The 24,339-nt window shown below is 63.9% G+C and carries 23 protein-coding genes and 1 other RNA gene; 11 read left to right on the forward strand and 13 right to left on the reverse strand.

Annotated elements, in window-relative coordinates; genetic code table 11:
* Positions 1 to 196: 196 nt before the first annotated feature.
* From MRBLPB4O_RS26660 to MRBLPB4O_RS26680, 5 genes are read right to left on the reverse strand one after another with little or no spacing between them, the layout of a single operon-like run.
* The gene (locus tag MRBLPB4O_RS26660) at positions 197 to 1,414 is read right to left on the reverse strand and encodes a 2-octaprenyl-3-methyl-6-methoxy-1,4-benzoquinol hydroxylase (protein ID WP_162838454.1); all 1,218 of its coding nucleotides are present in this window, start codon (positions 1,412 to 1,414) and stop codon (positions 197 to 199) included.
* A 9-nt stretch (positions 1,415 to 1,423) separates the two neighbouring features.
* Positions 1,424 to 1,906 (reverse strand): DUF4442 domain-containing protein, encoded by a 483-nt coding sequence (locus tag MRBLPB4O_RS26665; protein ID WP_016489741.1) that lies wholly within the window; start codon positions 1,904 to 1,906, stop codon positions 1,424 to 1,426.
* A complete protein-coding gene (ubiH, locus tag MRBLPB4O_RS26670) occupies positions 1,903 to 3,102 on the reverse strand; it encodes a 2-octaprenyl-6-methoxyphenyl hydroxylase (protein ID WP_341797072.1) in 1,200 nt (399 codons plus the stop codon). Before ubiH ends, MRBLPB4O_RS26665 begins: the two co-directional genes overlap by 4 nt.
* Positions 3,099 to 4,433, reverse strand: a complete 1,335-nt coding sequence (gene pepP / locus MRBLPB4O_RS26675) for a Xaa-Pro aminopeptidase (protein ID WP_341797073.1) — start codon at positions 4,431 to 4,433, stop codon at positions 3,099 to 3,101. The genes ubiH and pepP overlap by 4 nt, the downstream gene beginning before the upstream one ends.
* Positions 4,434 to 4,454: 21 nt before the next feature.
* Positions 4,455 to 5,009 carry a YecA family protein gene (locus MRBLPB4O_RS26680; protein WP_016502163.1) on the reverse strand — a complete coding sequence of 185 codons (555 nt, stop codon included), beginning with the start codon at positions 5,007 to 5,009 and terminating at the stop codon, positions 4,455 to 4,457.
* Between the two features lie 181 nt (positions 5,010 to 5,190).
* Between MRBLPB4O_RS26680 and MRBLPB4O_RS26685 the strand changes: the two genes are divergently transcribed.
* The 4 genes from MRBLPB4O_RS26685 (at position 5,191) to MRBLPB4O_RS26700 (ending at position 6,581) form a co-directional block, all read left to right on the forward strand.
* Positions 5,191 to 5,373: a TIGR02449 family protein gene (locus MRBLPB4O_RS26685; protein ID WP_029886233.1), complete on the forward strand. Its 183-nt coding sequence runs from the start codon at positions 5,191 to 5,193 to the stop codon at positions 5,371 to 5,373.
* Entirely contained in the window at positions 5,370 to 5,690 is a 321-nt protein-coding gene (locus MRBLPB4O_RS26690; protein WP_049278290.1) for a cell division protein ZapA, read from the forward strand. Before MRBLPB4O_RS26685 ends, MRBLPB4O_RS26690 begins: the two co-directional genes overlap by 4 nt.
* A 17-nt stretch (positions 5,691 to 5,707) precedes the next feature.
* A non-coding RNA gene (ssrS, locus tag MRBLPB4O_RS26695) (6S RNA) lies at positions 5,708 to 5,887 on the forward strand.
* Positions 5,888 to 5,972: 85 nt separating this feature from the next.
* Positions 5,973 to 6,581 (forward strand): 5-formyltetrahydrofolate cyclo-ligase, encoded by a 609-nt coding sequence (locus MRBLPB4O_RS26700; protein WP_341797074.1) that lies wholly within the window; start codon positions 5,973 to 5,975, stop codon positions 6,579 to 6,581.
* A gap of 18 nt (positions 6,582 to 6,599) precedes the next feature.
* On the opposite strand, the gene MRBLPB4O_RS26705 is transcribed toward MRBLPB4O_RS26700, so the two are convergent.
* Positions 6,600 to 6,752 (reverse strand): hypothetical protein, encoded by a 153-nt coding sequence (locus tag MRBLPB4O_RS26705; RefSeq protein ID WP_016489747.1) that lies wholly within the window; start codon positions 6,750 to 6,752, stop codon positions 6,600 to 6,602.
* A gap of 179 nt (positions 6,753 to 6,931) precedes the next feature.
* Here MRBLPB4O_RS26705 and MRBLPB4O_RS26710 point away from each other — a divergent pair, with 179 nt between their 5' ends.
* The 4 genes from MRBLPB4O_RS26710 to MRBLPB4O_RS26725 all read left to right on the forward strand — a co-directional run bounded on the left by MRBLPB4O_RS26710 (position 6,932) and on the right by MRBLPB4O_RS26725 (position 12,267).
* The gene (locus MRBLPB4O_RS26710; protein ID WP_341797075.1) at positions 6,932 to 7,381 is read left to right on the forward strand and encodes an EVE domain-containing protein; all 450 of its coding nucleotides are present in this window, start codon (positions 6,932 to 6,934) and stop codon (positions 7,379 to 7,381) included.
* Between the two features lie 95 nt (positions 7,382 to 7,476).
* Positions 7,477 to 8,436, forward strand: coding sequence for an HlyD family efflux transporter periplasmic adaptor subunit (locus MRBLPB4O_RS26715; RefSeq protein WP_341797076.1), 960 nt, complete (start codon positions 7,477 to 7,479; stop codon positions 8,434 to 8,436).
* A complete protein-coding gene (gene rbbA / locus MRBLPB4O_RS26720; RefSeq protein WP_341797077.1) occupies positions 8,433 to 11,153 on the forward strand; it encodes a ribosome-associated ATPase/putative transporter RbbA in 2,721 nt (906 codons plus the stop codon). The genes MRBLPB4O_RS26715 and rbbA overlap by 4 nt, the downstream gene beginning before the upstream one ends.
* Before the next feature lies 1 nt (position 11,154).
* Complete coding sequence (locus MRBLPB4O_RS26725; protein ID WP_341797078.1) at positions 11,155 to 12,267, forward strand: ABC transporter permease; 1,113 nt, start codon at positions 11,155 to 11,157, stop codon at positions 12,265 to 12,267.
* A gap of 97 nt (positions 12,268 to 12,364) precedes the next feature.
* On the opposite strand, the gene MRBLPB4O_RS26730 is transcribed toward MRBLPB4O_RS26725, so the two are convergent.
* Positions 12,365 to 12,769 carry a flagellar basal body-associated protein FliL gene (locus tag MRBLPB4O_RS26730; protein ID WP_016489751.1) on the reverse strand — a complete coding sequence of 135 codons (405 nt, stop codon included), beginning with the start codon at positions 12,767 to 12,769 and terminating at the stop codon, positions 12,365 to 12,367.
* A gap of 157 nt (positions 12,770 to 12,926) precedes the next feature.
* Here MRBLPB4O_RS26730 and MRBLPB4O_RS26735 point away from each other — a divergent pair, with 157 nt between their 5' ends.
* Positions 12,927 to 13,904 carry an NADPH:quinone oxidoreductase family protein gene (locus tag MRBLPB4O_RS26735; RefSeq protein WP_063424115.1) on the forward strand — a complete coding sequence of 326 codons (978 nt, stop codon included), beginning with the start codon at positions 12,927 to 12,929 and terminating at the stop codon, positions 13,902 to 13,904.
* A gap of 32 nt (positions 13,905 to 13,936) precedes the next feature.
* Here the strand turns inward: MRBLPB4O_RS26735 and MRBLPB4O_RS26740 are convergent, their stop codons facing one another.
* From MRBLPB4O_RS26740 to trxA, 5 genes are all read right to left on the reverse strand, one after another.
* Positions 13,937 to 14,587, reverse strand: a complete 651-nt coding sequence (locus MRBLPB4O_RS26740) for a gamma-glutamylcyclotransferase (RefSeq protein WP_341797079.1) — start codon at positions 14,585 to 14,587, stop codon at positions 13,937 to 13,939.
* 246 nt (positions 14,588 to 14,833) lie between these two features.
* Positions 14,834 to 15,802: a CDP-6-deoxy-delta-3,4-glucoseen reductase gene (locus tag MRBLPB4O_RS26745; RefSeq protein WP_341797080.1), complete on the reverse strand. Its 969-nt coding sequence runs from the start codon at positions 15,800 to 15,802 to the stop codon at positions 14,834 to 14,836.
* The gene (ubiD, locus tag MRBLPB4O_RS26750; RefSeq protein ID WP_016502174.1) at positions 15,802 to 17,268 is read right to left on the reverse strand and encodes a 4-hydroxy-3-polyprenylbenzoate decarboxylase; all 1,467 of its coding nucleotides are present in this window, start codon (positions 17,266 to 17,268) and stop codon (positions 15,802 to 15,804) included. Before ubiD ends, MRBLPB4O_RS26745 begins: the two co-directional genes overlap by 1 nt.
* Before the next feature lie 201 nt (positions 17,269 to 17,469).
* Positions 17,470 to 18,729 carry a transcription termination factor Rho gene (gene rho / locus MRBLPB4O_RS26755; protein WP_003253661.1) on the reverse strand — a complete coding sequence of 420 codons (1,260 nt, stop codon included), beginning with the start codon at positions 18,727 to 18,729 and terminating at the stop codon, positions 17,470 to 17,472.
* Positions 18,730 to 18,957: 228 nt separating this feature from the next.
* Positions 18,958 to 19,284: a thioredoxin TrxA gene (trxA, locus tag MRBLPB4O_RS26760; protein ID WP_012274768.1), complete on the reverse strand. Its 327-nt coding sequence runs from the start codon at positions 19,282 to 19,284 to the stop codon at positions 18,958 to 18,960.
* A 256-nt stretch (positions 19,285 to 19,540) separates the two neighbouring features.
* Between trxA and ppx the strand changes: the two genes are divergently transcribed.
* A complete protein-coding gene (gene ppx, locus MRBLPB4O_RS26765; protein WP_341797081.1) occupies positions 19,541 to 21,043 on the forward strand; it encodes an exopolyphosphatase in 1,503 nt (500 codons plus the stop codon).
* Here the strand turns inward: ppx and ppk1 are convergent.
* The gene (gene ppk1 / locus MRBLPB4O_RS26770; protein ID WP_049275804.1) at positions 21,030 to 23,285 is read right to left on the reverse strand and encodes a polyphosphate kinase 1; all 2,256 of its coding nucleotides are present in this window, start codon (positions 23,283 to 23,285) and stop codon (positions 21,030 to 21,032) included. The genes ppx and ppk1 overlap by 14 nt on opposite strands.
* 213 nt (positions 23,286 to 23,498) lie before the next feature.
* Between ppk1 and MRBLPB4O_RS26775 the strand changes: the two genes are divergently transcribed.
* Positions 23,499 to 24,143: a DedA family protein gene (locus MRBLPB4O_RS26775; protein WP_341797082.1), complete on the forward strand. Its 645-nt coding sequence runs from the start codon at positions 23,499 to 23,501 to the stop codon at positions 24,141 to 24,143.
* Positions 24,144 to 24,339 lie beyond the last annotated feature (196 nt).

Here is a 24,339-nt window from a genome sequence, read left to right on the forward strand (position 1 = left end):
AGAGGTGCGAATGGTAGTGAATCCCATTTTCTGGCTCATCTACCTAGCAGTTACCGGATGTTGCAGAGCTTGCACCGCCCATTGTAGGAGCAGCCTTGCGCTGCGAAAGGGCCGGCAGCCAACCGAGCAAAACTGGCTGGTTTCACTGGCCTCTTCGCAGCACAAGGCTGCTCCTACAAAGCATCGCGCACAGCCTTCAGGCTTTGGCCAGATCCGGCAGATCACCACTCAAACCCAGCGCCTGGCGCACAAACAGCGCCTTGGCCTCCGGCATCTGCTCCACCAGTTTCAACCCGCTGTTACGCAACCAGCGCAACGGCAGCGGGTTGGCCTGGAACAACCGCTCAAAGCCCTCCATTGCCGCCATCAGCGCCAGGTTGTGCGGCATGCGCCGCCGCTCGTAACGGCTCAACACCTTCACATCTGCCAGCCGCTCACCGCGCTCGCAGGCATTGACCAGCACTTCGGCCAGCACCGCAGCATCGAGGAAGCCCAGGTTGACGCCCTGCCCCGCCAGCGGGTGGATGGTGTGCGCAGCATCGCCGATCAAGGCCAGGCCCTCGTCCACATAGCGCTTGGCGTGGCGCTGGCGCAGCGGCACGCACACCCGCGGGTCGGCCTGCAGCACGTCACCCAGGCGCCCCTCGAAGGCCCGCTCCAGGGCCTGCAGGAAGGCGGCTTCATCCAGTGCCATCAACTGCTCGGCATGCTCCGGGGTGGTCGACCACACAATCGAGCACCAATCCTGCTGGCCATCGCGGGTCAACGGCAGAAACGCCAACGGCCCCTCATCGGTGAAGCGCTGCCAGGCCGTGCCCTGGTGCCCGGCACTGCAGCGCACGCTAGTGACGATGGCATGGTGCAGGTAATCCCATTCGCGGGTTTCGCAACCGGCCAGGCGCCGTACCGCCGAATTGGCACCGTCGGCGGCGATCACCAGTGGAGCACGCAGTTGACGGCCATCAGCCAGGGTCAGCAACCACTCGTCCCCCGAGCGACGCAACTGCTCCAGCCGCGCATTGGGCAGCAGGCCGATGTCGCTGTCGTGCAGGCGCTCCAGCAGGCCATCCTGCACCACCCGGTTCTCGACGATATGGCCAAGCACCTGGGCATGCACGCTGGCGGCCGAGAAGTGAATCTGCCCGGTGCCGCTGCCATCCCACACATGCATGTCGGAATACGGCGTAGCACGCCGCTGGGCGATGCCGTCCCACGCGCCGAGGCGCTCGAGGATGCGCTGGCTGGCCGCCGACAGCGCGCTGACACGCGGTTCGAAGGGCGCCTGGGCGTCGAAGGGCTTGACCGTTAGCGGGCCGCCATCGAGCAAGAGGATTTGCAAGCCACTGTGGCGCAACGCCAGGGCCAGTGCGCTGCCGACCATACCGGCACCGACAATCAACAGATCTGCGCGCATTTCCATGCCTTACGCCAGCCTCGCTTGCGGCTTGAGCCGCACGTATAGGGTTTTATCGACCCGCGCCACCAGCTCGCCGGCGCCATCGCGGATATCGACCTGCAATCGCGGCAGGCACTTCTTGCCGGTGGCGGTCTGCTGGCGGATGTCGTCCAGCAGCGCGTCATCGACGTGGAACTCGGCATACACCGGGCCTTTGCCCGGCGAGATGAAATCGATGCTGGCGGCCTTGTCCCAGACGATGTAGTCGCGGCCCAACTGCTCGATCAGCAGCAGCATGTAGAAAGGATCGACCATCGAATACAGGCTGCCGCCAAACTGGGTACCGACATAGTTGCGGTTCCAGCGGGTCAGCTTCATCGCCACCTTGACGCTGCGCAGGTCGGGGCTGATGGACTGCACGCGGATGCCCGCCCCCAGGTACGGCGGGTAGAGGTTCAGCATCCAGCGCAACATGCGCGCACGACGTGCCAGTTTACGCGGGTTGCTCATGCCTGCCCCCGCGGATCGGGGCGGGTGCCCAGGCCCATGGCCTGGCGGGCGAACCAGCTTTTGGCCGGCGGCAGCAGGTCGAGCCCGAGCAGGCCAAGGTTGCGCCCGGCGGCCAGCAACGGCTGGTTGCTGCCGAACAGGCGGGTGACCTGGTCGGAAAAGCCGATGGTCATCGCTTGGTCCAGGCGCTGGCGCTGGGCGTAAGCCTGCAGCGTGGCCAGGTCACCGGGCTGCTGCGGCCCGGCCAGCAACGCGTCCGCCAGCGCCTGCACATCACGCAGCGACAGGTTGAAGCCCTGGCCGGCAATGGGGTGCAGGCTGTGCGCGGCATTGCCCAGTACCACCAGCTGCGGCCGCACCTGTTCCTGGGCCTCGATCAGTGACAGGGGATAAAGGTGCCGGGCGCCGACCTGGCGCAACGCGCCCAGGCGATAGCCAAACACGCCTTGCAGCTCGCGCAGGAAGCTGCGCTCATCGATGTCGGCCAGGCGCCGCGCATCCATGCCCTGGCGGGTCCACACCAGCGCACAGCGGTTTTCCGGCAACGGCAGCAGGGCCATGGGGCCTTCTTCGGTGAAGCGCTCGAACGCCTGGCCGCCGTGGGCTTCACCCGGGGTGATGTTGGCAATCAACGCGCTCTGTTGGTAGGGCGTGTGACGCACGTGAATCCCCAACTGCTCGCGCAGGCCGGAACGGCCACCGTCGGCCAGTACCGCCAGGTCGCATTCCAGCTGGGTGTCGTCATTCAACCCCAGGCGGTAACCGCCTTCGATCGCCTCCATCGAGGTCACTTCCGCCGGGCATCGCCAGCTCACCACGTCGCTGTCCAGCCCTTGCCACAGGCACTGGCCAAGCCAGGCGTTTTCCACCACGTAGCCCAGCGCCGGTACGCCTTCTTCCAGGGCATCCAGGCGGGTGGCGCCGAAACGGCCACGGTCGGAAACGTGAATTTGCCGAATCGGCTCGGCACGGCGGCCGATAGCCTGCCACAGGCCGTGCTGCTGGTAGATCTGCTGGGTGCCGAACGACAACGCCGAAGAGCGCGCATCGTAGCTGGGCTGGAAGCTGTCGCCAGGGGCGAACGGCTCGATCAGCAAGATCTTCCAGCCGCGCGCCTTGGCCCCGGCCTGCAGGGTCAAGGCCAGGCTTGCGCCCACCAGGCCACCGCCAATGATCGCCAGGTTCACGCGGTTCATGCCGCGTCCTTGCGGGCGGCCTGCATCAGCGTCTCGATCTCGGCAACCGTGCGCGGCACGCCCGAAGTCAGGATTTCACAACCTTGCCTGGTCACCACCACGTCGTCCTCGATCCTTACGCCAATGCCGCGCCATTTCTTGGCCACGGCCTGATTGTCGGCGCCTATGTAGATGCCCGGCTCGACGGTCAGCGCCATGCCGGGCTCCAGCACCCGCCACTCACCGCCCACTTTGTACTCGCCCACGTCGTGCACATCCATGCCCAGCCAATGCCCGGCACGGTGCATGTAGAAGGCGCGATAGGCCTCGCTGTCGATCAGCGCCTGCACCTCGCCCGAAAGCAGGCCAAGCTCGACCAGGCCTTCGGTGATGACCTTCACGGTCGCCTCGTGGGCGTGGTTCCAGTGCTTGCCCGGGGCGATTTCGGCAAACGCCGCGGCCTGGGCCTTGAGCACCAGCTCGTAGATGGCCTTCTGCTCGGGCGAGAAGCGCCCGCTGACCGGGAAGGTGCGGGTGATGTCGCTGGCGTAGCAGTCGATTTCGCAACCGGCGTCGATCAGCACCAGGTCGCCATCCTTGAGCGGGGCGTCATTCTGCTGATAGTGCAGGATGCAGCCATTGCGCCCGGCCGCGACAATCGAGCCGTAGGCCGGCATCTTCGCGCCGCCCTTGCGGAACTCGTAATCCAGTTCGGCTTCCAGGCTGTATTCGTGCAGCCCGGCCCGGCAGGCCTGCATGGCCCGCACGTGTGCCCGCGCCGAGATGGCTGCGGCGGCACGCATCACCTTCACTTCCGCTGCCGATTTATACAGGCGCATGTCGTGCAGCAGATGATCCAGCGCAACGAACTCGTTCGGCGGCTGCGCGCCCAGGCGGGCCTTGGAGCGGATCACGTTGATCCAGTCCATCAGCCGCCGGTCGAACTCGGGGTTGCTGCCCATGGCGCTGTACACCCGCTCGCGGCCTTCGATCAGGCCCGGCAGGATCTCGTCGATGTCGGTGATGGGGAAGGCATCGTCGGCGCCGAAATCGCGCACCGCGCCTTCCTGGCCGGCCCGTAGCCCGTCCCACAGTTCGCGCTCCGGGTTGCGCTCACGGCAAAACAGTACGTACTCGCCATGTTCACGCCCCGGGATCAGCGCAATGACCGCCTCAGGCTCCGGAAAGCCGCTGAGGTACTGGAAGTCGCTGTCCTGTCGATACACGTGCTCGACGTCGCGGTTGCGGATGGCAACAGCGGCGGCGGGCAGGATGGCGATGCTGTTGGGGACCATCTGCGCCATCAGCGCCTTGCGCCGACGGGCATACTCGCCCTTGGGAATGTGGCTCATGGGCAGACTACCCCCGGTTGATCAGTGCAGCGATGGCTTGGGCGCGGGTGCGGCCGGCTTGGCCAGCTCGGAGAACAGCAGCAGAGGCGCCACGCGCAGGTACTCCATGACTTCCATGTAGTCGCTCTCGCCGTCCTCGGACTCTTCGAGGGCTTCCTGTACCTGGGAAATGGCCACCAGGTCCTGCAGCACATCCTTGGCTTCGTCAGACAAGTCCTTGCCGCCGGCATTCAGGCCGAAACCGGTAATGAAGCCTTGGCACCACTGGCCCAGCGCGGTGGCGCGGTCGCTCAGGGCGGCGTCGTCGGAAGGCAGCAACAGGACGATGGCCATGTCGTCGCTGGTCAGCTCGCCCTTGACCATTTCCTGCAGGCCGATCAGGGCGTTGCGCACGGTGTCACCGGGCTCGTTTTCCAGCAGCTGGGCGGCATCGGCCAGCCAGGCATCGGCGTCGAAGCCGGCGCCGGCGCAGCTGCGGCCGACCAGCAGGCCGTGCAGTTCGGCCGGGGTGACAGGATGACCATTGCTCGAGAGCAGCATGGCGAAGGCGATGTAAGGCGATTGGGTATTGGGCATGGGCAGCTAGGCGCCAGACGGCGCAATGACTAGAATGGAGACCTTGTATCCTAGCACCGGCAGGCGCGCCAAGACCATCGGCACTGGCCGTCGCCGCCCAGGGAGAGGCATCATCGCCAGGTGACTCAACGACGGAGCGAATCGAGTGCAACCCACGCAAGAGAACGACCTTCAGGCACTGATGAGCCGATTCGAGTTGCTGATCGAACGCGTCGAGCAACTAAAACGGCAAAATGCACTCCTAGTAGCTCAGGAAAAATCCTGGCGCGAAGAGCGCGCCCACCTCATCGAAAAGAACGAGATCGCCAAGCGCAAGGTCGAGTCGATGATCTTACGCCTCAAGGCTCTGGAGCAAGACTCATGAGTTCAAGCAATAGCGTCACCGTGCAGATTCTCGACAAGGAATACTCGATCATCTGCCCGCCGGAAGAGCGCAACAACCTGGTCAGCGCCGCGCGCTACCTGGACGGCAAGATGCGCGAGATCCGCAGCAGCGGCAAGGTGATTGGCGCCGACCGCATCGCGGTCATGGCGGCATTGAACATTACCCACGAAATGCTGCATCGCCAGGAAGACCGCGCCGAAGCCCCGGCCAGCGGCGCCAACCGCGAACAGGTGCGTGACCTGCTGGATCGGGTAGACAAGGCTTTGTCCGACGACACGGATACCAAAATCGGCTGAGATTGGTATACTGGCGCCACTCCCTGGTGGATGCGCCAGTCGGTTATGTCCCTGAGCCGATACGCACAACCACGGGGGTTGCACGCTGGGGCCGGTGTGCATGTCCGCCCGACGGAAAGCCTTAACGCCCCCTGCAATCTCCACCTTGAACTTTCGGGTTCAAGGGCTACACCGACAGCGGTCTGATCGGGGAGCCTGAATTTTTTTGCCCGCCCTTCAGGCGGGCAATTCGTTTTGGCCGACCGTCCAGTGCCGGCCAGTACATCTGGGATCGCCCGTGCCATGACCGACACCGCGCCGCTTACCCGCCCCCAGCTCCGTCGCCTGCTTCGCAATGCCCGCCGCGCCCTTACCCCTGCCCAGCAACGCAAGGCCACCCTCGGCCTGTACCGCCAGCTGGCGCAACACCCATTGTTCCGCCGCGCCCGCCACATTGCCTTGTACCTGCCCAACGACGGCGAAATCGACCCTTGCCTGCTGCTGCGCGAAGCCCAGCGTCGGGGCAAGCGTACCTACCTGCCGGTGCTGCACGCCTGGCCGCGCACGCGCATGGTATTCCAGCGGTTCGAGCAGGGCGAAAAGCTCAAGCCCAACCGCTTCCGTATTCCCGAGCCGGTGACCGACCGCAAGCGGCAGCGACCGGTCTGGGCGCTGGACCTGGTCCTGCTACCGCTGGTCGGTTTTGACGAAGTGGGCGGGCGTCTGGGAATGGGCGGCGGCTTTTATGATCGCAGCCTGGCCTACCAGGCGCGTCGGCAAACCTGGAAAAAACCATTGCTGCTGGGGCTGGCGCACGAATGCCAGAAAGTCGAGCGGCTGGCGCAGGCCAGCTGGGATGTACCACTGCAGGGGACGGTCTCGGACCGTGGCTGGTACCTGGCACCGCGTTGAGCGGCGCCAGCGGGGGCATCAACGTTGTGGCTGGCTGGCGTCGACCGGCATCTGGTAGGCGCTGTCCAGCTTGCGCTCCCACAAACCCTGCGCATAACCGGTAGTGACCACACCCAGGCCAAAAATGAACACCAGGATCCACAGCAGATCCGGCTTTTTGCGTTGATTCATTGAAGATTGCCCCCCAGGCAAACTGTTCAGTGCTTGGCGATTTTCTGGGTATCGCCAGCGCATCGCGCTTTAAACGGGGCGCATTTTCCGACAACCTGCGTCCGCACGCAAACCTTGACGCCAACCGGCTGTCGGTTTCGTGCAACAGGTTATTTCAAACCTTTTCAGGAGCAGCATCCATGGCCTACTGGCTGATGAAATCCGAGCCCGACGAACTCTCCATCGAGGGCCTCGGCCGCCTTGGCGAAGCGCGCTGGGACGGCGTGCGCAACTATCAGGCGCGTAATTTCCTGCGGGCCATGAATGTGGGTGACGAATTCTTCTTCTATCACTCCAGCTGCCCGCAACCGGGCATCGCCGGTATTGCCAGAGTCACCCGCGCGGCGTACCCCGACCCCACCGCGCTGGACCCCCAAAGCCACTACTACGATGCCAAGGCCACGGCCGACAAGAACCCGTGGAGTGCGGTGGATGTGGCCCATGTGCAAACCCTGCCACGGGTGCTGGAACTGGGCAGGTTGAAGCAGCAGTCCGGGCTGGCCGAGCTGCCGCTGGTGCAGAAAGGCAGCCGCCTGTCGGTGATGCCCGTGACACCCGAACAATGGGCGGTGATTGTCGCGTTGCTTTGAAACAGTGGCTAAGGTCAAGGGTTTGACCGATATCAACACGCCACGAATGGCCCCGCGACATGATGTGGTGTGCAAAACCGCAAGGATGCAGATCGATGAACCGATACGCCCCCAGAATCTTCGCCACCGCGCTGATCGCCCTGCTCGCTGCAGCCGCAGGGCTGGGGTACTGGAAGTCGCTCCACGACCAGCTGCCCGAAGGCCTGAGCATGGGCAACGGCCGCCTCGAAGCCACCGAAGTGCAGATCGCCAGCAAGGTCCCCGGCCGCCTGGCCGAAGTGCTGGTCGACGAAGGCGACAAAGTCACCCGCGGCCAGCTACTGGCGCGCATTGACACCCGCACCATGGAAGCCCAGCGCACCCAGGCCGAAGCCGAAGTGCTGCGCGCGCGGGAAAACTACGCCGCGGCCCAGGCCAGCGTGCAGCTGCGCCAGAGCGAACTGTTGCTAGCCAGCCAGGACCTCAAGCGCGTGCGCGAAATCTTCCAGCGCAAATACGCCAGCCAGCAACTGCTCGACCAGCAACAGGCACGCTTTGACACCGCCAACGCCGCCGTGGTCGCCGCCCGCGCCCAGCTGGCAGCGATCAAAGCCGCCATCGGCGCAGCCGAAGCCCAGGTGGCCCAGCTCACCAGCGAAATCGACGACAGCAGCCTGCGTGCGCCCATCAACGGCATTATCCAGCTGCGCCTGGCCGAGCCCGGTGAAGTGCTGGGTGCCGGCGGCCGCGTGCTGATGCTGATCGACCCCAGCGACCAGTACATGAACCTGTACCTGCCGGCTTCCACCAGCGGCACGCTGACCGTAGGCGACCAGGCGCGCATCGTACTCGACGCTCTGCCCGAGCGCGCTTTGCCGGCCAAGGTGGCCTTTGTCGCAGCCAAGGCCCAGTTCACCCCCAAGCAGGTCGAAACCCGCGACGAGCGGCAAAAGCTGGTGTTCCGCGTCAAGCTTCGCCTGACCGACCCCGGCGCAGTGCCGCAGGCCAAACCGGGTATGCCAGGCGCCGGGTATGTGCGCACGGCTGAGGTGGACTGGCCGGCCAACCTGCAATGAACGCCCCGGCACTGCTGGCCGAGGGCATCGGCCACCGCTACGGCGACCTGGTGGCCCTGCACACCCTCGGCTTCAGCCTGCCTGCGGGCACCCGCTGCGCGCTGATCGGCCCTGACGGCGCCGGCAAATCGACCTTGCTGGGGTTGATCGCCGGCGTCAAACGCCTGCAACAGGGCGAGCTGCAGGTGCTGGGTGGCTCGATCCGCCAGCGCCGTCATCGCGCGGCGCTGTACCCGAAAGTAGCGTTCATGCCGCAGGGGCTGGGCAATAACCTGTACCCGGAGCTGTCGATCAGCGAGAACATCCGCTTTTTCGCCACCCTGTTCGGCCTGGGCCGCAGCGAGTGCGAACAGCGCATGGCCAACCTGCTGCAGGCCACCGACCTGCAACGCTTTGCCGAGCGCCCGGCCGGCAAGCTGTCAGGTGGCATGAAGCAGAAGCTGGGGCTGTGCTGCGCGCTGATCCACGAGCCGGACCTGCTGATCCTCGACGAACCCACCACCGGCGTCGACCCGCTGTCGCGGCGGCGCTTCTGGGAGCTGGTCGAGCAGGTTCGCGCACAGCGCCCGCAACTGACCCTGCTGGTGGCTACCGCCTACATGGAAGAAGCCGAACAGTTCGAGCATTGCCTGATGCTCGATGGCGGCCGACTGCTGGCCGCAGGGCCAAGCCACGAACTGGCCGCAGTCACCCCCAGCGGCAAGCTGGACGACGCCTTCACCCATTACCAAGGTGCGGGCAAGGCGCAGCATCAACCCTTGCACATCCCGCCGCGCCCGGCCACAGATGGCCCGGTCGCCATCGAGGCCCACGACCTGACACTGCGCTTTGGCGACTTCACGGCGGTGAACAAGGTCAGTTTCGCCATTGGCCGTGGCGAGATCTTCGGCTTCCTTGGCTCCAACGGCTGCGGCAAGACCACCACCATGAAAGTGCTCACCGGGCTGATGCCCGCCAGCGAGGGCAGCGCCAGCCTGCTCGGCCGCCCGGTGGACGCCAGTGACCTGGGCACGCGCAAGCGGGTCGGGTTCATGTCGCAGAGTTTCTCGCTGTATGGCGAGCTCAGCACCCGGCAGAACCTGGCCTTGCATGCCCGCCTGTTCGACCTGCCCAAAGCCGAGAGCGCCCAACGCATCGATGAGCTGATCGAGCGCTTCGACCTCGCCGCTATTGCCGACCAACCGTCCGGCGCCCTGCCCCTTGGCCTGCGCCAGCGCCTGTCATTGGCGGTGGCGGTACTGCATCGCCCGGAAGTGTTGATTCTCGATGAACCGACCTCCGGCGTCGATCCAGCCGCTCGCGACGACTTCTGGCGCCTGCTGGTGCAATTGTCACGCGAACAGGGCGTGACCATTTTCCTCTCCACCCACTTCATGAACGAAGCCCAGCGCTGCGACCGCATCTCGTTGATGCATGCCGGGCGGGTACTGGCCTGCGACACCCCCGATGCCCTCCAGCGCCAGTACCACGGTGACACTTTGGAGGACGCGTTCGTGCGTTGCCTGGAGCAGGCCCAGGAGCTCGCGCCGCCAGCCACGGACAACGCCGTGCTGGAGCAGGCAGCCACGCCCGCTCCGCCGCTGCGCCAGGGCTTCAGCCTGCGCCGCCTGCTGGCGGTGGCCAGCCGTGAGGGCAAGGAACTGCTGCGCGACAAGGTACGCCTGGCCTTCGCCCTGGCAGGCGCGCTGTTCATGATGGTGATCTTCGGCTACGGCATTTCGCTGGATGTAGAAAACCTTGCCTTCGCCGTGTACGACCAGGACCAGAGCCCGCAAAGCCGGGCCTACCTTGAGGCCTTCCGTGGCTCACGCTATTTTGCCGAACAGGCGCCGATTCGTGACAGCCGCGAGATGCACCAGCGCTTGCAACGCTCGGAAATCAAACTGGCGCTGGAGATTCCGCCCGGCTTTGGCCGCGACCTGTACGCCGGGCGCCAACCGGTGGTGGCGGCCTGGCTCGACGGCGGCATGCCGTTCCGCGCAGAAACCAGCCGCAACTACGTGGAAGCCGTGCACCAGGCCAACCTTGAGCAACTGGCAAAGGCCAGCCCAGAGCCGCAGCCGCGTCAGGAGCTGGTACGCCTGGAAACACGTTTTCGTTACAACCAGGACGTGGTCAGCGTGAATGCCATCGGCCCCGGCGTGATGGCGCTGATCCTGGCCTTCATCCCCGCCATGCTCACCGCGCTGGGCATTGTCCGCGAGAAAGAGCTCGGCTCCATCACCAACTTCTACGCCACCCCCCTCACTCGCCTGGAGTTCCTGCTTGGCAAGCAGATGCCTTACCTGGCCGTGAGCCTGGTCAACCTGGCGCTGCTGGTGGCCATGAACCGCTGGCTGTTCGCCGTGCCGCTCAAGGGCAGCGCGCTGGCCCTGGCCTGTGGTGGCGTGGCCTACCTGCTGGCTACCACCAGCCTGGGGCTGTTGATCTCGGCCTTCACCCGCACCCAGATCGCGGCCATCCTGGGCACCATGATCATCACCAGCCTGCCAACCATCCAGTTTTCCGGGCTGATCGTGCCACGCTCGTCGCTGGATGGCGCAGCGGCGGTGATGGGTCAGCTGTTCCCGGCGGGCTACTTCCTCGATATCGCGGTCGGCACCTTCACCAAGGCGCTGGGGCTGCGTGAGCTGTGGCCGCAGTGCCTGATCCTGCTGGGCTTCTTCGCTGCCTTCACGGGCCTGAGCCTGGCCATGTTGAAGAAGCAGGAGGCCTGACATGTCGCGCCTGAACCACACCCTGCGCCTGGGCCTGAAAGAACTGACCAGCCTGCGCCATGACAGCGTCCTGCTGCTGTTCCTGCTATATGCCTTCAGCGTGGCGATCTACATGCCGGCAGCCGGCTCGGTGATCGGCGTACACAACGCCAGCGTGGCGGTTGTGGATGAAGACCATAGCCTGCTCTCGCGCAAGCTCAGCGAAGCCCTGCAACCGCCCGAGTTCCAGCCAGCCGTGCCGCTGCCCGCAGAACGCCTGGACCAGGCCATGGACAGCGGCGAGTACACCTTCGTGATCAACGTACCGGTGAACTTCCAGAGCGACCTGCTGGCCGGGCGCTCGCCGGAGCTGCAGGTCAACGTCGACGCCACGGCCATGAGCCAGGCGTTCATGGGCGCCGGCTACATTGGCCGCATCTTCGAGCGCGAGCTGCTCGACTACAGCCAGCGCGGCAACGTGCAAAGCCCGGTGCTGATCAACCCCAAGGCGCTGTTCAACCCCAACCTTGAGGGGGGCTGGTTCCTGGCGGTGATCCAGATCGTCAACAACATCACCATCCTGGCGATCATCCTCACCGGCACCGCGCTGCTGCGCGAGCGTGAGCATGGCACGCTTGACCACCTACTGGTTCTGCCGCTCACCGCACTGGAAATCATGCTGGCGAAAATCGGCAGCAACGCGCTGGTGGTGGTGATCTGCACGTGGGTTTCGCTGGTGGTGGTCGTGAAAGGCGCGCTGGGTGTGCCGCTGTCCGGCTCGATGGGGCTGTTTCTGGCCGTGACCGCGCTGTACCTGTTCGCCAGTACCGCGCTGGGCATCTTCCTCGCCACCCTGGCACGCTCGACGCCGCAGTTCGGCCTGCTGGCAATCCCGGTGATCATCCCGATGCTGTTGCTGTCTGGCGGCAGCACACCCCTGGACAGCATGCCCCAATGGCTGCAATGGGTGATGCAGGGGTCACCGTCAACGCACTTTGTCAGCCTGGGTACTGCGATCCTGTTCCGGGATGCCGACTGGGCGGTGGTATGGCCGGATATCCTGGCGCTGGCGCTGATTGGCCTGGTGTTTTTCAGCGTCGCCCTGGCGCGGTTTCGCCGTAGCCTGGCGTCCTGACACCTCAGGATCTATGGTCGGCAACTGTGGGAGCGGGCAAGCCCGCGAACACCGGCGAAGCCGGTGCCATTCACCGCGCCGCCCGCTCCCACATTGATCACTGCACGATCAGGTTGTTGAACAGCAGGTCTTCGACGATCGGCTTGCCTTCTTCCGCTTCCAGCACCTGCTGCACCTGCTTCAAAGCCTCCTGGCGAAGGTGTTCCTTGGCCTCGACGTTGCTCATGTTGTCCACGGTCTGCTGGGTGAACAGTGCTACCAGCTGGTTGCGGATCAGCGGTTCGTGATGCTTTACCGCCTTGGCCGCTTCGTCACCGGTCACGCGCAGGGCCACGTCGGCCTTGTACACGCGCAGCCGCGGGCCGCCGTCGAGGGCATAGTTGCCGACAAAGGGCGGGCTCAGGCTGATGTAGGCGACCTTGGGCGCCCCTTCCTTGGCTTCCTCGGCCATGGCCGCAGCCGGCAGCAGCAGCGCCAGTACCATCAAGATCCACGCTTTCACGAATTCGCTCCTCAATACAGTTGGCGCCAGCTTACCCAGCACGCCGCTCAAACCCAAGCCCGGGCTTATGCCGGCCCATCAGGGCGGGCCATGCTCGTTGACCCGGCAAGCGGCCCTCCTACACTTATCGGCCACTACCCGCAAAGGAATAGCCCCGATGAAAGCTGTGTTGTGCAAAACCCTGGGTCCGGCGCGCGATCTGGTACTGGAAGACGTGGCCAGCCCGCAGCCCAGGAAAAACGAGATCCTGCTGGATGTGCAGGCCGCCGGTGTCAATTTCCCCGACACCCTGATCATCGAAGGCAAATACCAGTTCCAGCCACCGCTGCCGTTCTCACCCGGCGGCGAAGCCGCAGGCGTGGTGGCCGCGGTCGGGGAAAAAGCCGGCGCGCTGAAGGTCGGCGACCGGGTCATGGCGCTCACCGGCTGGGGTGCTTTCGCCGAGCAGGTGGCGGTGCCTTTCTACAACGTACTGCCGATCCCGGCCAGCATGGACTTCACCACCGCTGCCGCCTTCGGCATGACCTATGGCACCTCGATGCACGCCCTGCGCCAGCGCGGCCAACTGCAAGCAGGCGAGACGCTGCTGGTACTGGGCGCATCCGGTGGGGTCGGTCTGGCGGCGGTGGAAATCGGCAAGGCCATGGGCGCGCGGGTGATCGCGGCAGCCAGCAGTGCCGAGAAACTGGCCGTGGCCAAGGCGGCCGGGGCAGATGAGCTGATCGACTACACCCAGGCCAGCCTGCGCGAAGAAATCAAGCGGCTGACCGGTGGCCAGGGCGTGGACGTCATTTACGACCCAGTGGGGGGCGAGCTGTTCGAGCAGGCAGTGCGCGGGCTGGCCTGGAATGGCCGGCTGCTGGTGGTGGGTTTTGCCAGCGGCAGCATTCCACAGCTGGCGGCCAACCTGGTGCTGCTCAAGGGCGCGGCGGTGCTGGGGGTGTTCTGGGGGGCGTTTGCACAGCGCCAGCCCGAGGATAACGCGGCCAACTTCAAGCAGCTGTTTGCCTGGCATGCCGAAGGTAAGTTGAAGCCGCTGGTGTCGCAGACTTATCCACTGGCCGAGGCCGGGGCTGCCATCGAGAAGCTGGGGCAGCGGCAGGCTGTGGGTAAGTTGGTGGTGTTGATGCATTGATTATTCTGGGGCCGCACAGCGGCTCCAAAAACTCAAACTTCACGCAGGTTATGGCAACGCCTGAACCGCGCCTCCAGGTTGCGATCTGGCATCTGGTGGCTGCGCAAGGCATTCAAGGTCTGCTCGACATAGTCGCGGGTGGTGCCATAACGCCCCTTGGCACTGGCCAGGATCTGGCTGAGCAGGGTATCCGGCAGGTTGCCCGCGTAGCACGGCAAATGCCGCTCCAGCACAAAGCCCAAGGCCTGTACCTTGCTGCCATCGCCCAGCCGGCAGTTGAGCCAATGCGGCCGATAGGCCGGGTACGGCATCTCGCGTTGCCACAAGGCCATCAGCGAGTCGTCCAGGTTGCTCTCATCCAGCCGGTAGGCAAAACCGCTGCAAGAACCACCGCGGTCCAGGCCAAACACCAGGCCGGGGGTTTCCGGGGTGCCACGATGTTCGTGCGACCACAGGTACAAGCCGCGGTGATAACCATGTACCCGTGCGCGCTGGCGCTCCACCGAATTGCACTCCGGGCGCCAGATCAGCGAACCATAGGCAAACAGCCACACCGGCCCGCCCTGATGCCGAGACATGGTCGTCTTCATGGAGTTGAACAACTGGTCGCGAGTATGTTGCTGACCAAAGTCGAGTGCCGGAGGATATGAAACTTGCCAAGACATACTTTCAATTGCCGACATAAGCTGCCGCCATTATCCCTGTGAACTACAGATGTAGCGAGATTCGCTCAAACTGCGGCCCCAAGCCTTGTACCAAGGGCGCTTGCAGTAACCATAGGCTAGAAATGCAGGAATACTCAAGCCCTGTGGCAATACTTTAATGCGCGGTTCCGACGACTGGGGAAGTACTGTTTCGGCAACGGTTAAAGTTATTAGCCAAGGCGGTAACAATTACCGCCTTATACCCACTTGTTGCAACTTCGGTTATTAACCGCGTGGCGCGTAGGCAAACACATCCGCACGCATGCGGTGTGCATCCATGCCGGCTTCGACCAGGGCGTCGAGGGTGGCGTAGATCATGTTCGGTGAACCGCTGGCATACACATGCACCGTATTGAGGTCGTCGATGTCCTCGCAGACCGCCTCATGCAGCATGCCGCAGCGGCCCTCCCAGCCGCACAGGTCACTGACGACCCGGTGCAGGAACAGGTTGGGCAGGCGCTGCCATTCGTCCCAATGCTCGATCTGGTAGAAGTCTTCGGGCCGGCGCACACCCCAGTACAGGTGTACCGGGTACTTGAAACCGTTGGCTCGGCAATGCTCGAGCAGGCTGTGCATCTGGCCCATGCCGGTGCCGGCGGCAATCAATACCAGCGGCCCGTCGGGCAGCTCGGCCAGGTGGGTGTCGCCAAACGGCATTTCGATGCGTGCCAGGCCGTCACGCTTGAGCTGCCCGATCAGTTGCAATGCACTGGGCTCACGCGCCAGCACGTGCAGCTCCAGCTCACGCCCGGCGTGGGGTGCGGAGGCCAGCGAAAACGCGGCCGGCTTGCCGCCTTCGCGCTCGATCATCAGGTACTGCCCGGCGTGGTAACGCAGTGGCTTGCCGGCTGGCGCACGCAGGCGCACCCGCCAGACGTCGCCACCCACGTCGACGCATTCAGTGACGCTGCACGCCAGCTTGCGCACCGGCAGCTCGCCCAGGGCGAGCACGCCATCCCAGAGCAACACACAGTCCTCCAGCGGCTCGGCAATGCAGGTGAACAGCTCGCCATGGTCACGGACTTCGCCGTCCTGGCGTACCCGCCCTTCGACCAACAACGCGGCGCAGACATGGCAATTGCCATTGCGGCAGCTATTCGGGCAGTCATAGCCCAACCGCCGCGCTCCATCCAGGATCCGTTCCCCGGGTTCGAGCGCCAGCACCGCCCCGGACGGCTGCAACGTTACCTGCATCAATCTATTCCCAACTGATCCCACAGCTCATCGATACGGCGGGTGACGGCTTCGTCCTTGACGATGACCCGCCCCCATTCGCGTGTAGTCTCGCCCGGCCACTTGTGCGTGGCGTCCAGGCCCATCTTCGACCCCAGCCCCGATACCGGCGACGCGAAGTCCAGGTAGTCGATCGGCGTGTTGTCGATCATCACCGTATCACGCTTGGGGTCCATGCGCGTGGTGATGGCCCAGATCACATCGTTCCAGTCACGGGCGTTGATATCGTCATCGGTGACAATAACGAACTTGGTGTACATGAACTGTCGCAGAAACGACCACACACCCAGCATCACGCGCTTGGCGTGGCCCGGGTACTGCTTTTTCATGGTGACCACCGCCATGCGGTACGAGCAGCCTTCCGGCGGCAGGTAGAAGTCGGTGATTTCCGGGAACTGCTTCTGCAAAATCGGCACGAACACTTCGTTCAGCGCCACACCGAGAATCGCCGGTTCATCTGGCGGGCGGCCGGTGTAGGTGCTGTGATAGATCGGCTTCTGCCGGTGGGTGATGCGCTCGACGGTGAACACCGGGAAGCTGTCCACTTCGTTGTAGTAGCCGGTATGGTCGCCATACGGGCCTTCCGGGGCCATTTCGCCCGGGTGGATCACGCCTTCCAGGATGATTTCGGCAGTGGCCGGTACCTGCAGGTTGCTGCCACGGCACTTGACCAGCTCGGTGCGATTGCCGCGCAGCAGGCCGGCGAAGGCATATTCGGAGAGGGTGTCCGGCACCGGGGTCACGGCACCGAGGATGGTCGCCGGGTCAGCACCCAGGGCCACGGCAACCGGGAACGGCTGGCCGGGGTTTTTCTCGCACCACTCACGATAGTCGAGGGCGCCCCCACGGTGGCTCAGCCAGCGCATGATGACCTTGTTGCGGCCAATGACCTGCTGGCGGTAGATGCCCAGGTTCTGGCGGTCCTTGTTCGGGCCGCGGGTGACGGTAAGGCCCCAGGTGATCAGCGGCGCCACGTCGCCTGGCCAGCAGTGCTGGATCGGCAGTGCGCCGAGGTCGACATCGTCACCCTCGACCACCACTTCCTGGCACACCGCGTCCTTGACTACCTTCGGCGCCATCGACACGACCTTCTTGAAGATCGGCAGCTTGGACCAGGCGTCCTTCAGGCCCTTGGGTGGCTCGGGCTCCTTGAGGAAGGCCAGCAGCTTGCCGATTTCGCGCAGTTCTTCGACCGACTCGGCGCCCATGCCCATGGCCACGCGCTCTGGCGTGCCGAACAGGTTACCAAGCACCGGAATATCGAAGCCGGTGGGCTTTTCGAACAGCAGCGCAGGACCTTTGGCACGCAGGGTGCGGTCGCAGACCTCGGTCATTTCCAGGACTGGGGAGATCGGAACCTGGATGCGCTTGAGCTCGCCGCGCTGTTCCAGGCCACGGATGAAGTCGCGCAAGTCGCGATACTGCATGCATGAGCCTCGTGTTGGCCGTATCGGTCGGGGTGCAGAGTGTAGCGCCGTTCGGCACCTAATGGCCAAAAATGACTTGGGGCCACTTCGCGCCCCATCGCGGCACAAGGCCGCTCCTACAGGTAGTGCGTAATCCTGTAGGAGCGGCCTTGTGCCGCGATGGGCTGCGAAGCAGCCCCAATCGATTCCTGCTGGCGAAGCTTACTTGCGCTTCATCGACAAGAAGAACTCGTCGTTGGTCTTGGTCTGCTTGAGCTTGTCGACCAGGAACTCGATGGCAGCGATTTCGTCCATCGGGTGCAGCAGCTTGCGCAAAATCCACATGCGCTGCAGTTCGTCGTCGGCAGTCAGCAGCTCTTCGCGGCGGGTACCGGAACGGTTGATGTTGATGGCCGGGAACACGCGCTTCTCGGCGATGCGGCGGTCCAGCGGCAGCTCCATGTTGCCGGTGCCCTTGAACTCTTCGTAGATCACTTCGTCCATCTTCGAGCCGGTTTCGACCAGCGCGGTGGCGATGATGGTCAGCGAACCGCCTTCCTCGATGTTACGCGCGGCGCCAAAGAAGCGCTTCGGCTTCTCCAGGGCGTGGGCGTCGACACCACCGGTCAGCACCTTGCCCGAGCTCGGGATCACGGTGTTGTAGGCACGCGCCAGACGGGTGATGGAGTCCAGCAGGATGACCACGTCCTTCTTGTGCTCGACCAGGCGCTTGGCCTTCTCGATCACCATTTCGGCAACCTGCACGTGGCGGGTTGGCGGCTCGTCGAAGGTGGAAGCAACCACTTCGCCGCGCACGGTGCGCTGCATTTCGGTCACTTCTTCCGGGCGCTCGTCGATCAGCAGCACGATCAAGTGGCACTCGGGATTGTTACGGGTGATGTTGGCCGCGATGTTCTGAAGCATGATGGTCTTGCCCGCTTTTGGCGGGGCGACGATCAGGCCACGCTGGCCTTTGCCGATCGGGGCGCACAGGTCGATGACGCGACCGGTCAGGTCTTCGGTGGAGCCGTTGCCGGCTTCCATCTTCAGGCGCTTGTTCGGGAACAGCGGCGTCAGGTTTTCGAACAGGATCTTGTTCTTCGCGTTTTCCGGACGGTCGAAGTTGATGGTATCAACCTTCAGCAGAGCGAAGTAACGCTCCCCTTCCTTCGGCGGGCGGATCTTGCCGACGATGGTGTCGCCGGTACGCAGGTTGAAACGGCGGATCTGGCTGGGCGAGACGTAGATATCGTCCGGGCCGGCCAGGTAGGACGCATCAGCCGAGCGCAGGAAACCGAAACCATCCTGGAGAATCTCCAGCACGCCGTCACCCGAAATCTCTTCGCCGCTCTTCGCGTGCTTCTTCAGCAGGGCGAAGATCACGTCCTGTTTGCGCGAACGGGCCATGTTCTCGATGCCCATCTGTTCGGCCATTTCCAAAAGATCGGTAATCGGCTTTTGCTTGAGTTCAGTCAGGTTCATAAGGGGAGTGACGTAATCATGTAAGAAGGGAGAATTAAGCTTCTGGCTTAATGAGGCCGCGCCGCTAGATGGCGACAGGATCGCGTACTGATTCGAATTAGGGATGCTTCGGCGACGGCATGTAGAGGGCACTGGAAAAGCAGTGCGAGGCCGAATGTAACACTTGCTTTTTTCTGCGTCTAGTGCTCTGGAAAAGAAAAACCCCGCATTTGCGGGGCTTTTTTCACATCACAGGTGGGCGTCGAGGAACGCGGCCAGCTGCGACTTGGAAAGCGCGCCAACCTTGGTGGCTTCGACGTTACCGTTCTTGAACAGCATCAGCGTCGGGATACCACGCACGCCGTGCTTGGCCGGGGTTTCCTGGTTCTCGTCGATATTCAGCTTGGCGACGGTCAGCTTGCCCTCGTAGGTAGCAGCGATATCGTCCAGAACCGGAGCGATCATCTTGCATGGGCCGCACCATTCAGCCCAGTAGTCGACCAGCACCGGGCCTTGAGCCTGCAGTACGTCGGCTTCGAAGCTGGCGTCGGTGACGTGTTTGATTTTGTCGCTCATGGAAATCTCCAAGGTCGTAAGCAATAAAAAACGTTGCCCATCATAGCCGCCCCCGCCGCCGACAGGAAGCCACGGACGATTGACTGTAACTATAGTTGTGCAAGACGCCGCGAATCGAAACTGTCATACAGCCGTCATAGAATCGAATGGCACATTGCCTTGCATCAAGGCGAGCATATCGGCTGCGTGTCACGCGTTGGCGTCAGCCTGCTATCGTGGCACGATTGCCGGGTTAACGACCGAGAACAACCAGATCATGCCGCATACCATCGCGAAGAACCTGTCCCTGATCGCCGCCATCGACCTTGGCTCCAACAGTTTTCACATGGTCGTGGCCAAGGCCCACCATACCGAAATCCGCATTCTCGAGCGGCTCGGCGAGAAGGTTCAGCTTGCCGCCGGCATCGACGAAGAACGCAAACTCAGTGAAGAGGCAATGGAACGAGGCCTGGATTGCCTCAAGCGCTTTTCGCAGCTGATCAACGGCATGCCCGCAGGCTCCGTGCGTATCGTCGGTACCAACGCCTTGCGCGAAGCGCGCAACCGTAACGAATTCATCCAGCGCGCCGAAGCCATCCTCGGCCACCCGGTGGAGGTCATCTCCGGCCGTGAAGAGGCGCGCCTGATCTACCTGGGTGTGTCGCACACCCTGGCCGACACCCCCGGCAAGCGCTTGGTGGCGGACATCGGCGGCGGCAGTACCGAGTTCATCATCGGCCAGCGCTTCGAGCCGCTGCTGCGCGAAAGCCTGCAGATGGGCTGCGTCAGCTTCACCCAGCGCTACTTCCGCGACGGCAAGATCACCCCGGCCCGCTACGCCCAGGCCTACACGGCCGCGCGCCTGGAACTGATGAGCATCGAGCATGCCCTGCATCGCCTGACCTGGGACGAGGCCATCGGCTCGTCCGGCACCATCCGCGCCATCGGCGCCGCCATCAAGGCCGGTGGCCTGGGCAATGGTGAGGTCAACGCCGAGGGCCTGGCCTGGGTCAAGCGCAAGCTGTTCAAGCTGGGGGAAGTCGACAAGATCGACTTCGACGGCATCAAGCCGGACCGCCGCACGATCTTCCCGGCGGGCATGGCCATTCTCGAAGCGATTTTCGACGCGCTGGAACTGCAGCGCATGGACCACTGTGACGGCGCCCTGCGCGAAGGTGTGCTGTTCGACCTGCTCGGCCGCCACCACCATGAAGACGTGCGCGAACGCACCCTCAACTCGTTGATGGAGCGTTACCACGTGGACCAGGGCCAGGCTGCGCGCGTGGAACGCAAGGCACTGCATGCCTTCGACCAAGTGGCTGATGCGTGGGGGCTGAAAGACGGGAATTGGCGCGATCTGCTGGGCTGGGCCGCGAAAGTGCACGAAGTAGGCCTCGATATCGCCCACTATCACTACCACAAGCACGGCGCCTACCTGATCGAGCACTCCGACCTTTCGGGCTTCTCCCGCGAGGATCAGCAGATGATGGCCTTGCTGGTACGCGGCCACCGCCGCAACATCCCCAAGGACAAGTTCGCCGAGCTGGGTGACGAAGGCATCAAGCTGCTGCGCCTGTGCGTGCTGCTGCGCTTCGCCATTCTGTTTCACCACATCCGTGGTAACCAGCAGATGCCGAAGGTGGTGCTCAACGCTGGCGATGCAAGCCTGGATGTGGCCTTCCCTGAAGGCTGGCTGGAACAGAACCAGCTGACCCAGGCCGACTTCGCCAACGAGGCGGAGTGGCTGGCCCGGGTCGGCTTCGTACTCAGCGTACGTTGAGGACCGGGTTGCTCAGGCGCTCCAGCAGGGTCGCCTGGGCACTGCGCGGGTTCTGGTTGCCGGTCGGGGTGATGCGCACGTAGCGCCCGTCTGGCTGCAAGGTCCAGGCGTGGGTGTTGTCGGTCAGGTAGCCTTCCAGCTCCTTCTTCACCCGCAGCAACAGCTTCTTGCCTTCCACCGGGAAGCAGGTCTCGACGCGCTTGTCGAGGTTGCGCTCCATCCAGTCGGCACTGGACAGGTAGATCTGCTCTTCGCCGCCATTGAGGAAGTAGAACACCCGCGTGTGCTCAAGGAAGCGGCCGATGATCGAGCGCACCTGGATATTGTGTGAAACCCCCGGAATGCCTGGGCGCAGGCAGCACATGCCACGCACCACCAAGTCGATCTTCACACCCGACTGGCTGGCCTTGTACAGCGCCTTGATGACCTTGGCGTCGGTCAGCGAGTTGAACTTGGCAATGATGTGCGCCGGCTTGCCTTCGAGGGCAAACTGGGTTTCGCGCGCAATCATGTCGAGCATGCCCTTCTTCAGGGTGAACGGCGCGTGCAGCAGCTTTTTCATGCGCAGCGTCTTGCCCATGCCGATGAGCTGGCTGAACAGCTTGCCGACGTCCTCGGTGAGGGCGTCGTCTGAGGTCAGCAGGCTGTAGTCGGTGTACAGGCGGGCATTGCCGGCGTGGTAGTTACCGGTGCCCAGGTGCGCATAACGCACGATCTCGCCCTGCTCGCGACGCAGGATCAACATCATCTTGGCGTGGGTCTTGAAACCGACCACGCCGTAGATCACCACCGCACCGGCCGCTTGCAGGCGGCTGGCCATCTGCAGGTTGGACTCTTCGTCGAAGCGCGCGCGCAGTTCGATCACCGCGGTGACCTCCTTGCCGTTACGCGCAGCGTCCACCAGGGCATCGACAATTTCCGAGTTGGCCCCGGACCGGTACAGGGTCTGGCGCACGGCGAGCACGTGCGGGTCCTTGGCGGCCTGGCGCAGCAGGTCGACCACCGGGGTAAAGGACTCGAAGGGGTGCATCAGCAGTATGTCCTGCTTGCTGATCACGCTGAAAATGTTGTCGGCGTTCACCAGCAGCTTGGGGATCGCCGGGGTGAACGGCGTGTACTGAAGCTCCGGGTGGCTGTCCAGGCCGGTAATGCTGAACAGGCGGGTGAGGTTGACCGGGCCATTGACCTGGTACAGCTCGCTTTCGCTGAGGCTGAACTGCTTGAGCAGGTAGTCCGACAGGTGTTTCGGGCAGGTGTCGGCCACCTCCAGGCGCACGGCGTCGCCGTAACGGCGCGAGAACAGCTCGCCGCGCAGGGCGCGGGCCAGGTCGTCGACTTCTTCGGAGTCCAGCGCCAGGTCGGCGTTACGGGTAAGGCGGAACTGGTAGCAGCCCTTCACCTTCATGCCCTGGAACAGGTCGTCGGCGTGCGCGTGGATCATCGACGACAGGAACACGTAGTTGGCACCTGGGCCGCCCACCTCTTCAGGCACGCGGATAACCCGGGGCAGCAGGCGCGGGGCCGGGATGATCGCCAGGCCCGAGTCGCGGCCGAAGGCATCGACCCCCTCCAGCTCGACGATGAAGTTGAGGCTCTTGTTCACCAGCAGCGGGAACGGGTGGGTCGGATCGAGGCCGATCGGTGTGATGATCGGGGCGATTTCGTCGCGGAAATAGCGGCGCACCCAGGTCTTGAGCTTGGGCGTCCAGTAACGGCGGCGGATAAAGCGGATCTGGTGCTTTTCCAGCTCCGGCAGCAGCACGTCGTTGAGGATCGCGTACTGGCGCTCTACCTCGATGTGCACCAGCTCACTGATACGCGCCAGCGCCTGGTGCGGCTGCAGGCCGTCGGCACCGGCCTGTTCACGGGCGAAGTTGATCTGCTTCTTCAGGCCGGCGACGCGGATCTCGAAGAACTCGTCGAGGTTGCTGGAGAAGATCAACAGGAACTTGAGGCGTTCGAGCAGTGGGTAGTTCTCGTCCAGGGCCTGTTCCAGCACGCGGATGTTGAACTGCAGCTGCGAGAGTTCGCGATGAATGTACAGGCTGCTGTCGTCCAGGCCGGGGACGGTGATTGCCGGGGCCGGCGCGGGCGCGGGCGCCGCGGCCACAGGCTCGGCGACCTGTTCCTCTACAGGCTCCGGTTCGGGCGCCGGCGGCAGGTCTGGCGGGGTCTGCACCAACTCTTCCGGGAGCTCCTGGGCATCCTTGATCGCGACAGGGGTGAGCACTTCATTATTCATCTGGCGTTCCTGAGGACGTTAACGCCCTATCATCAATTGAGCGGCAAGATAAGCGCCCATTATGACGCCTGTGTTACACACCAGGGCAAGCCATGGCGCATGGCCTCTGGCATTGTCTGTGTAGGAATTGTTCACGTCGAGACACATTTGGACACTTTCACGAATGCGCGCGAAGGGGTAGGCTGCGCGTTCATTTCGCCAGCACCTCAGAAAATGCTTCAACAATTCCTGCAGGATTTCGGCTACTTTGCCCTTTTTCTAGGCACCTTCTTCGAAGGCGAGACCATCCTGGTGCTTGCGGGTTTCCTTGCATTCCGTGGGTACATGGACATCAAGCTGGTGTGCCTGGTGGCGTTTTTCGGCAGCTATGCCGGCGACCAGCTGTGGTACTTCATGGGCCGCCGCCACGGGCGCAGGATCCTGGCGCGCAAACCACGCTGGCAAGCGATGGGTGACCGGGCGCTGGACCACATCCGCCGCCACCCCGACATCTGGGTGCTGAGCTTCCGCTTCGTTTATGGCCTGCGTACGGTCATGCCGGTGGCCATTGGCCTGTCGGGCTACCCGCCGCGCCGCTACCTGCTGCTCAACGGCCTTGGCGCGGCCATCTGGGCAATAGCCCTGGGCGCGGCTGCGTACCACTTCGGCGCCATTCTCGAAGGCCTGCTGGGCAACGTGAAGCGTTACGAGCTATGGGTACTTGGAGGCCTGGTGGGGCTGGGCGTCCTGTTGTGGCTGCGCCGGCGTTTCCGCGCCTTGCGCGCGGAGCGCAAGGCGGCGGACCAGGCCCAGGCCCCACAGGCTGAGAAGGCTATAGACCACGAGCAGGAACCAGGCCAGCGGCGCGACCACCGCTAGGCCCAGTGCGCCGGCCAGGTACAGCGCCGGCGCATTCACCACAAGCCGCGCCAGTTCCAGGCGTGCAGCCCAGGGCCGGTTCTCCAGCAACCCGCCCAGCACGAACAGACCAAACGCCATGAGCGACCAGCCGAGCACCAGCGCGGCGGCCGGCAGGCGTTCGGCTACGTCCATCAGGTAGCTGCCCAAGGCCACA

This window comes from Pseudomonas sp. LPB4.O, from assembly GCF_038383825.1.
Classification (GTDB): domain Bacteria; phylum Pseudomonadota; class Gammaproteobacteria; order Pseudomonadales; family Pseudomonadaceae; genus Aquipseudomonas; species Aquipseudomonas putida.

What these genes read in the sequence shown, in the direction of transcription:
- MRBLPB4O_RS26660 (WP_162838454.1), bottom strand. Translation starts at nt 1,414, where the DNA reads ATGCGCGCAGATCTGTTGATTGTCGGTGCCGGTATGGTCGGCAGCGCA.
- MRBLPB4O_RS26665 (WP_016489741.1), bottom strand. Translation starts at nt 1,906, where the DNA reads ATGAGCAACCCGCGTAAACTGGCACGTCGTGCGCGCATGTTGCGCTGG.
- ubiH (WP_341797072.1), bottom strand. Translation starts at nt 3,102, where the DNA reads ATGAACCGCGTGAACCTGGCGATCATTGGCGGTGGCCTGGTGGGCGCA.
- pepP (WP_341797073.1), bottom strand. Translation starts at nt 4,433, where the DNA reads ATGAGCCACATTCCCAAGGGCGAGTATGCCCGTCGGCGCAAGGCGCTG.
- MRBLPB4O_RS26680 (WP_016502163.1), bottom strand. Translation starts at nt 5,009, where the DNA reads ATGCCCAATACCCAATCGCCTTACATCGCCTTCGCCATGCTGCTCTCG.
- MRBLPB4O_RS26685 (WP_029886233.1), top strand. Translation starts at nt 5,191, where the DNA reads ATGAGCCGATTCGAGTTGCTGATCGAACGCGTCGAGCAACTAAAACGG.
- MRBLPB4O_RS26690 (WP_049278290.1), top strand. Translation starts at nt 5,370, where the DNA reads ATGAGTTCAAGCAATAGCGTCACCGTGCAGATTCTCGACAAGGAATAC.
- MRBLPB4O_RS26700 (WP_341797074.1), top strand. Translation starts at nt 5,973, where the DNA reads ATGACCGACACCGCGCCGCTTACCCGCCCCCAGCTCCGTCGCCTGCTT.
- MRBLPB4O_RS26705 (WP_016489747.1), bottom strand. Translation starts at nt 6,752, where the DNA reads ATGAATCAACGCAAAAAGCCGGATCTGCTGTGGATCCTGGTGTTCATT.
- MRBLPB4O_RS26710 (WP_341797075.1), top strand. Translation starts at nt 6,932, where the DNA reads ATGGCCTACTGGCTGATGAAATCCGAGCCCGACGAACTCTCCATCGAG.
- MRBLPB4O_RS26715 (WP_341797076.1), top strand. Translation starts at nt 7,477, where the DNA reads ATGAACCGATACGCCCCCAGAATCTTCGCCACCGCGCTGATCGCCCTG.
- rbbA (WP_341797077.1), top strand. Translation starts at nt 8,433, where the DNA reads ATGAACGCCCCGGCACTGCTGGCCGAGGGCATCGGCCACCGCTACGGC.
- MRBLPB4O_RS26725 (WP_341797078.1), top strand. Translation starts at nt 11,155, where the DNA reads ATGTCGCGCCTGAACCACACCCTGCGCCTGGGCCTGAAAGAACTGACC.
- MRBLPB4O_RS26735 (WP_063424115.1), top strand. Translation starts at nt 12,927, where the DNA reads ATGAAAGCTGTGTTGTGCAAAACCCTGGGTCCGGCGCGCGATCTGGTA.
- MRBLPB4O_RS26740 (WP_341797079.1), bottom strand. Translation starts at nt 14,587, where the DNA reads ATGTCGGCAATTGAAAGTATGTCTTGGCAAGTTTCATATCCTCCGGCA.
- MRBLPB4O_RS26745 (WP_341797080.1), bottom strand. Translation starts at nt 15,802, where the DNA reads ATGCAGGTAACGTTGCAGCCGTCCGGGGCGGTGCTGGCGCTCGAACCC.
- ubiD (WP_016502174.1), bottom strand. Translation starts at nt 17,268, where the DNA reads ATGCAGTATCGCGACTTGCGCGACTTCATCCGTGGCCTGGAACAGCGC.
- rho (WP_003253661.1), bottom strand. Translation starts at nt 18,729, where the DNA reads ATGAACCTGACTGAACTCAAGCAAAAGCCGATTACCGATCTTTTGGAA.
- trxA (WP_012274768.1), bottom strand. Translation starts at nt 19,284, where the DNA reads ATGAGCGACAAAATCAAACACGTCACCGACGCCAGCTTCGAAGCCGAC.
- ppx (WP_341797081.1), top strand. Translation starts at nt 19,541, where the DNA reads ATGCCGCATACCATCGCGAAGAACCTGTCCCTGATCGCCGCCATCGAC.
- ppk1 (WP_049275804.1), bottom strand. Translation starts at nt 23,285, where the DNA reads ATGAATAATGAAGTGCTCACCCCTGTCGCGATCAAGGATGCCCAGGAG.
- MRBLPB4O_RS26775 (WP_341797082.1), top strand. Translation starts at nt 23,499, where the DNA reads ATGCTTCAACAATTCCTGCAGGATTTCGGCTACTTTGCCCTTTTTCTA.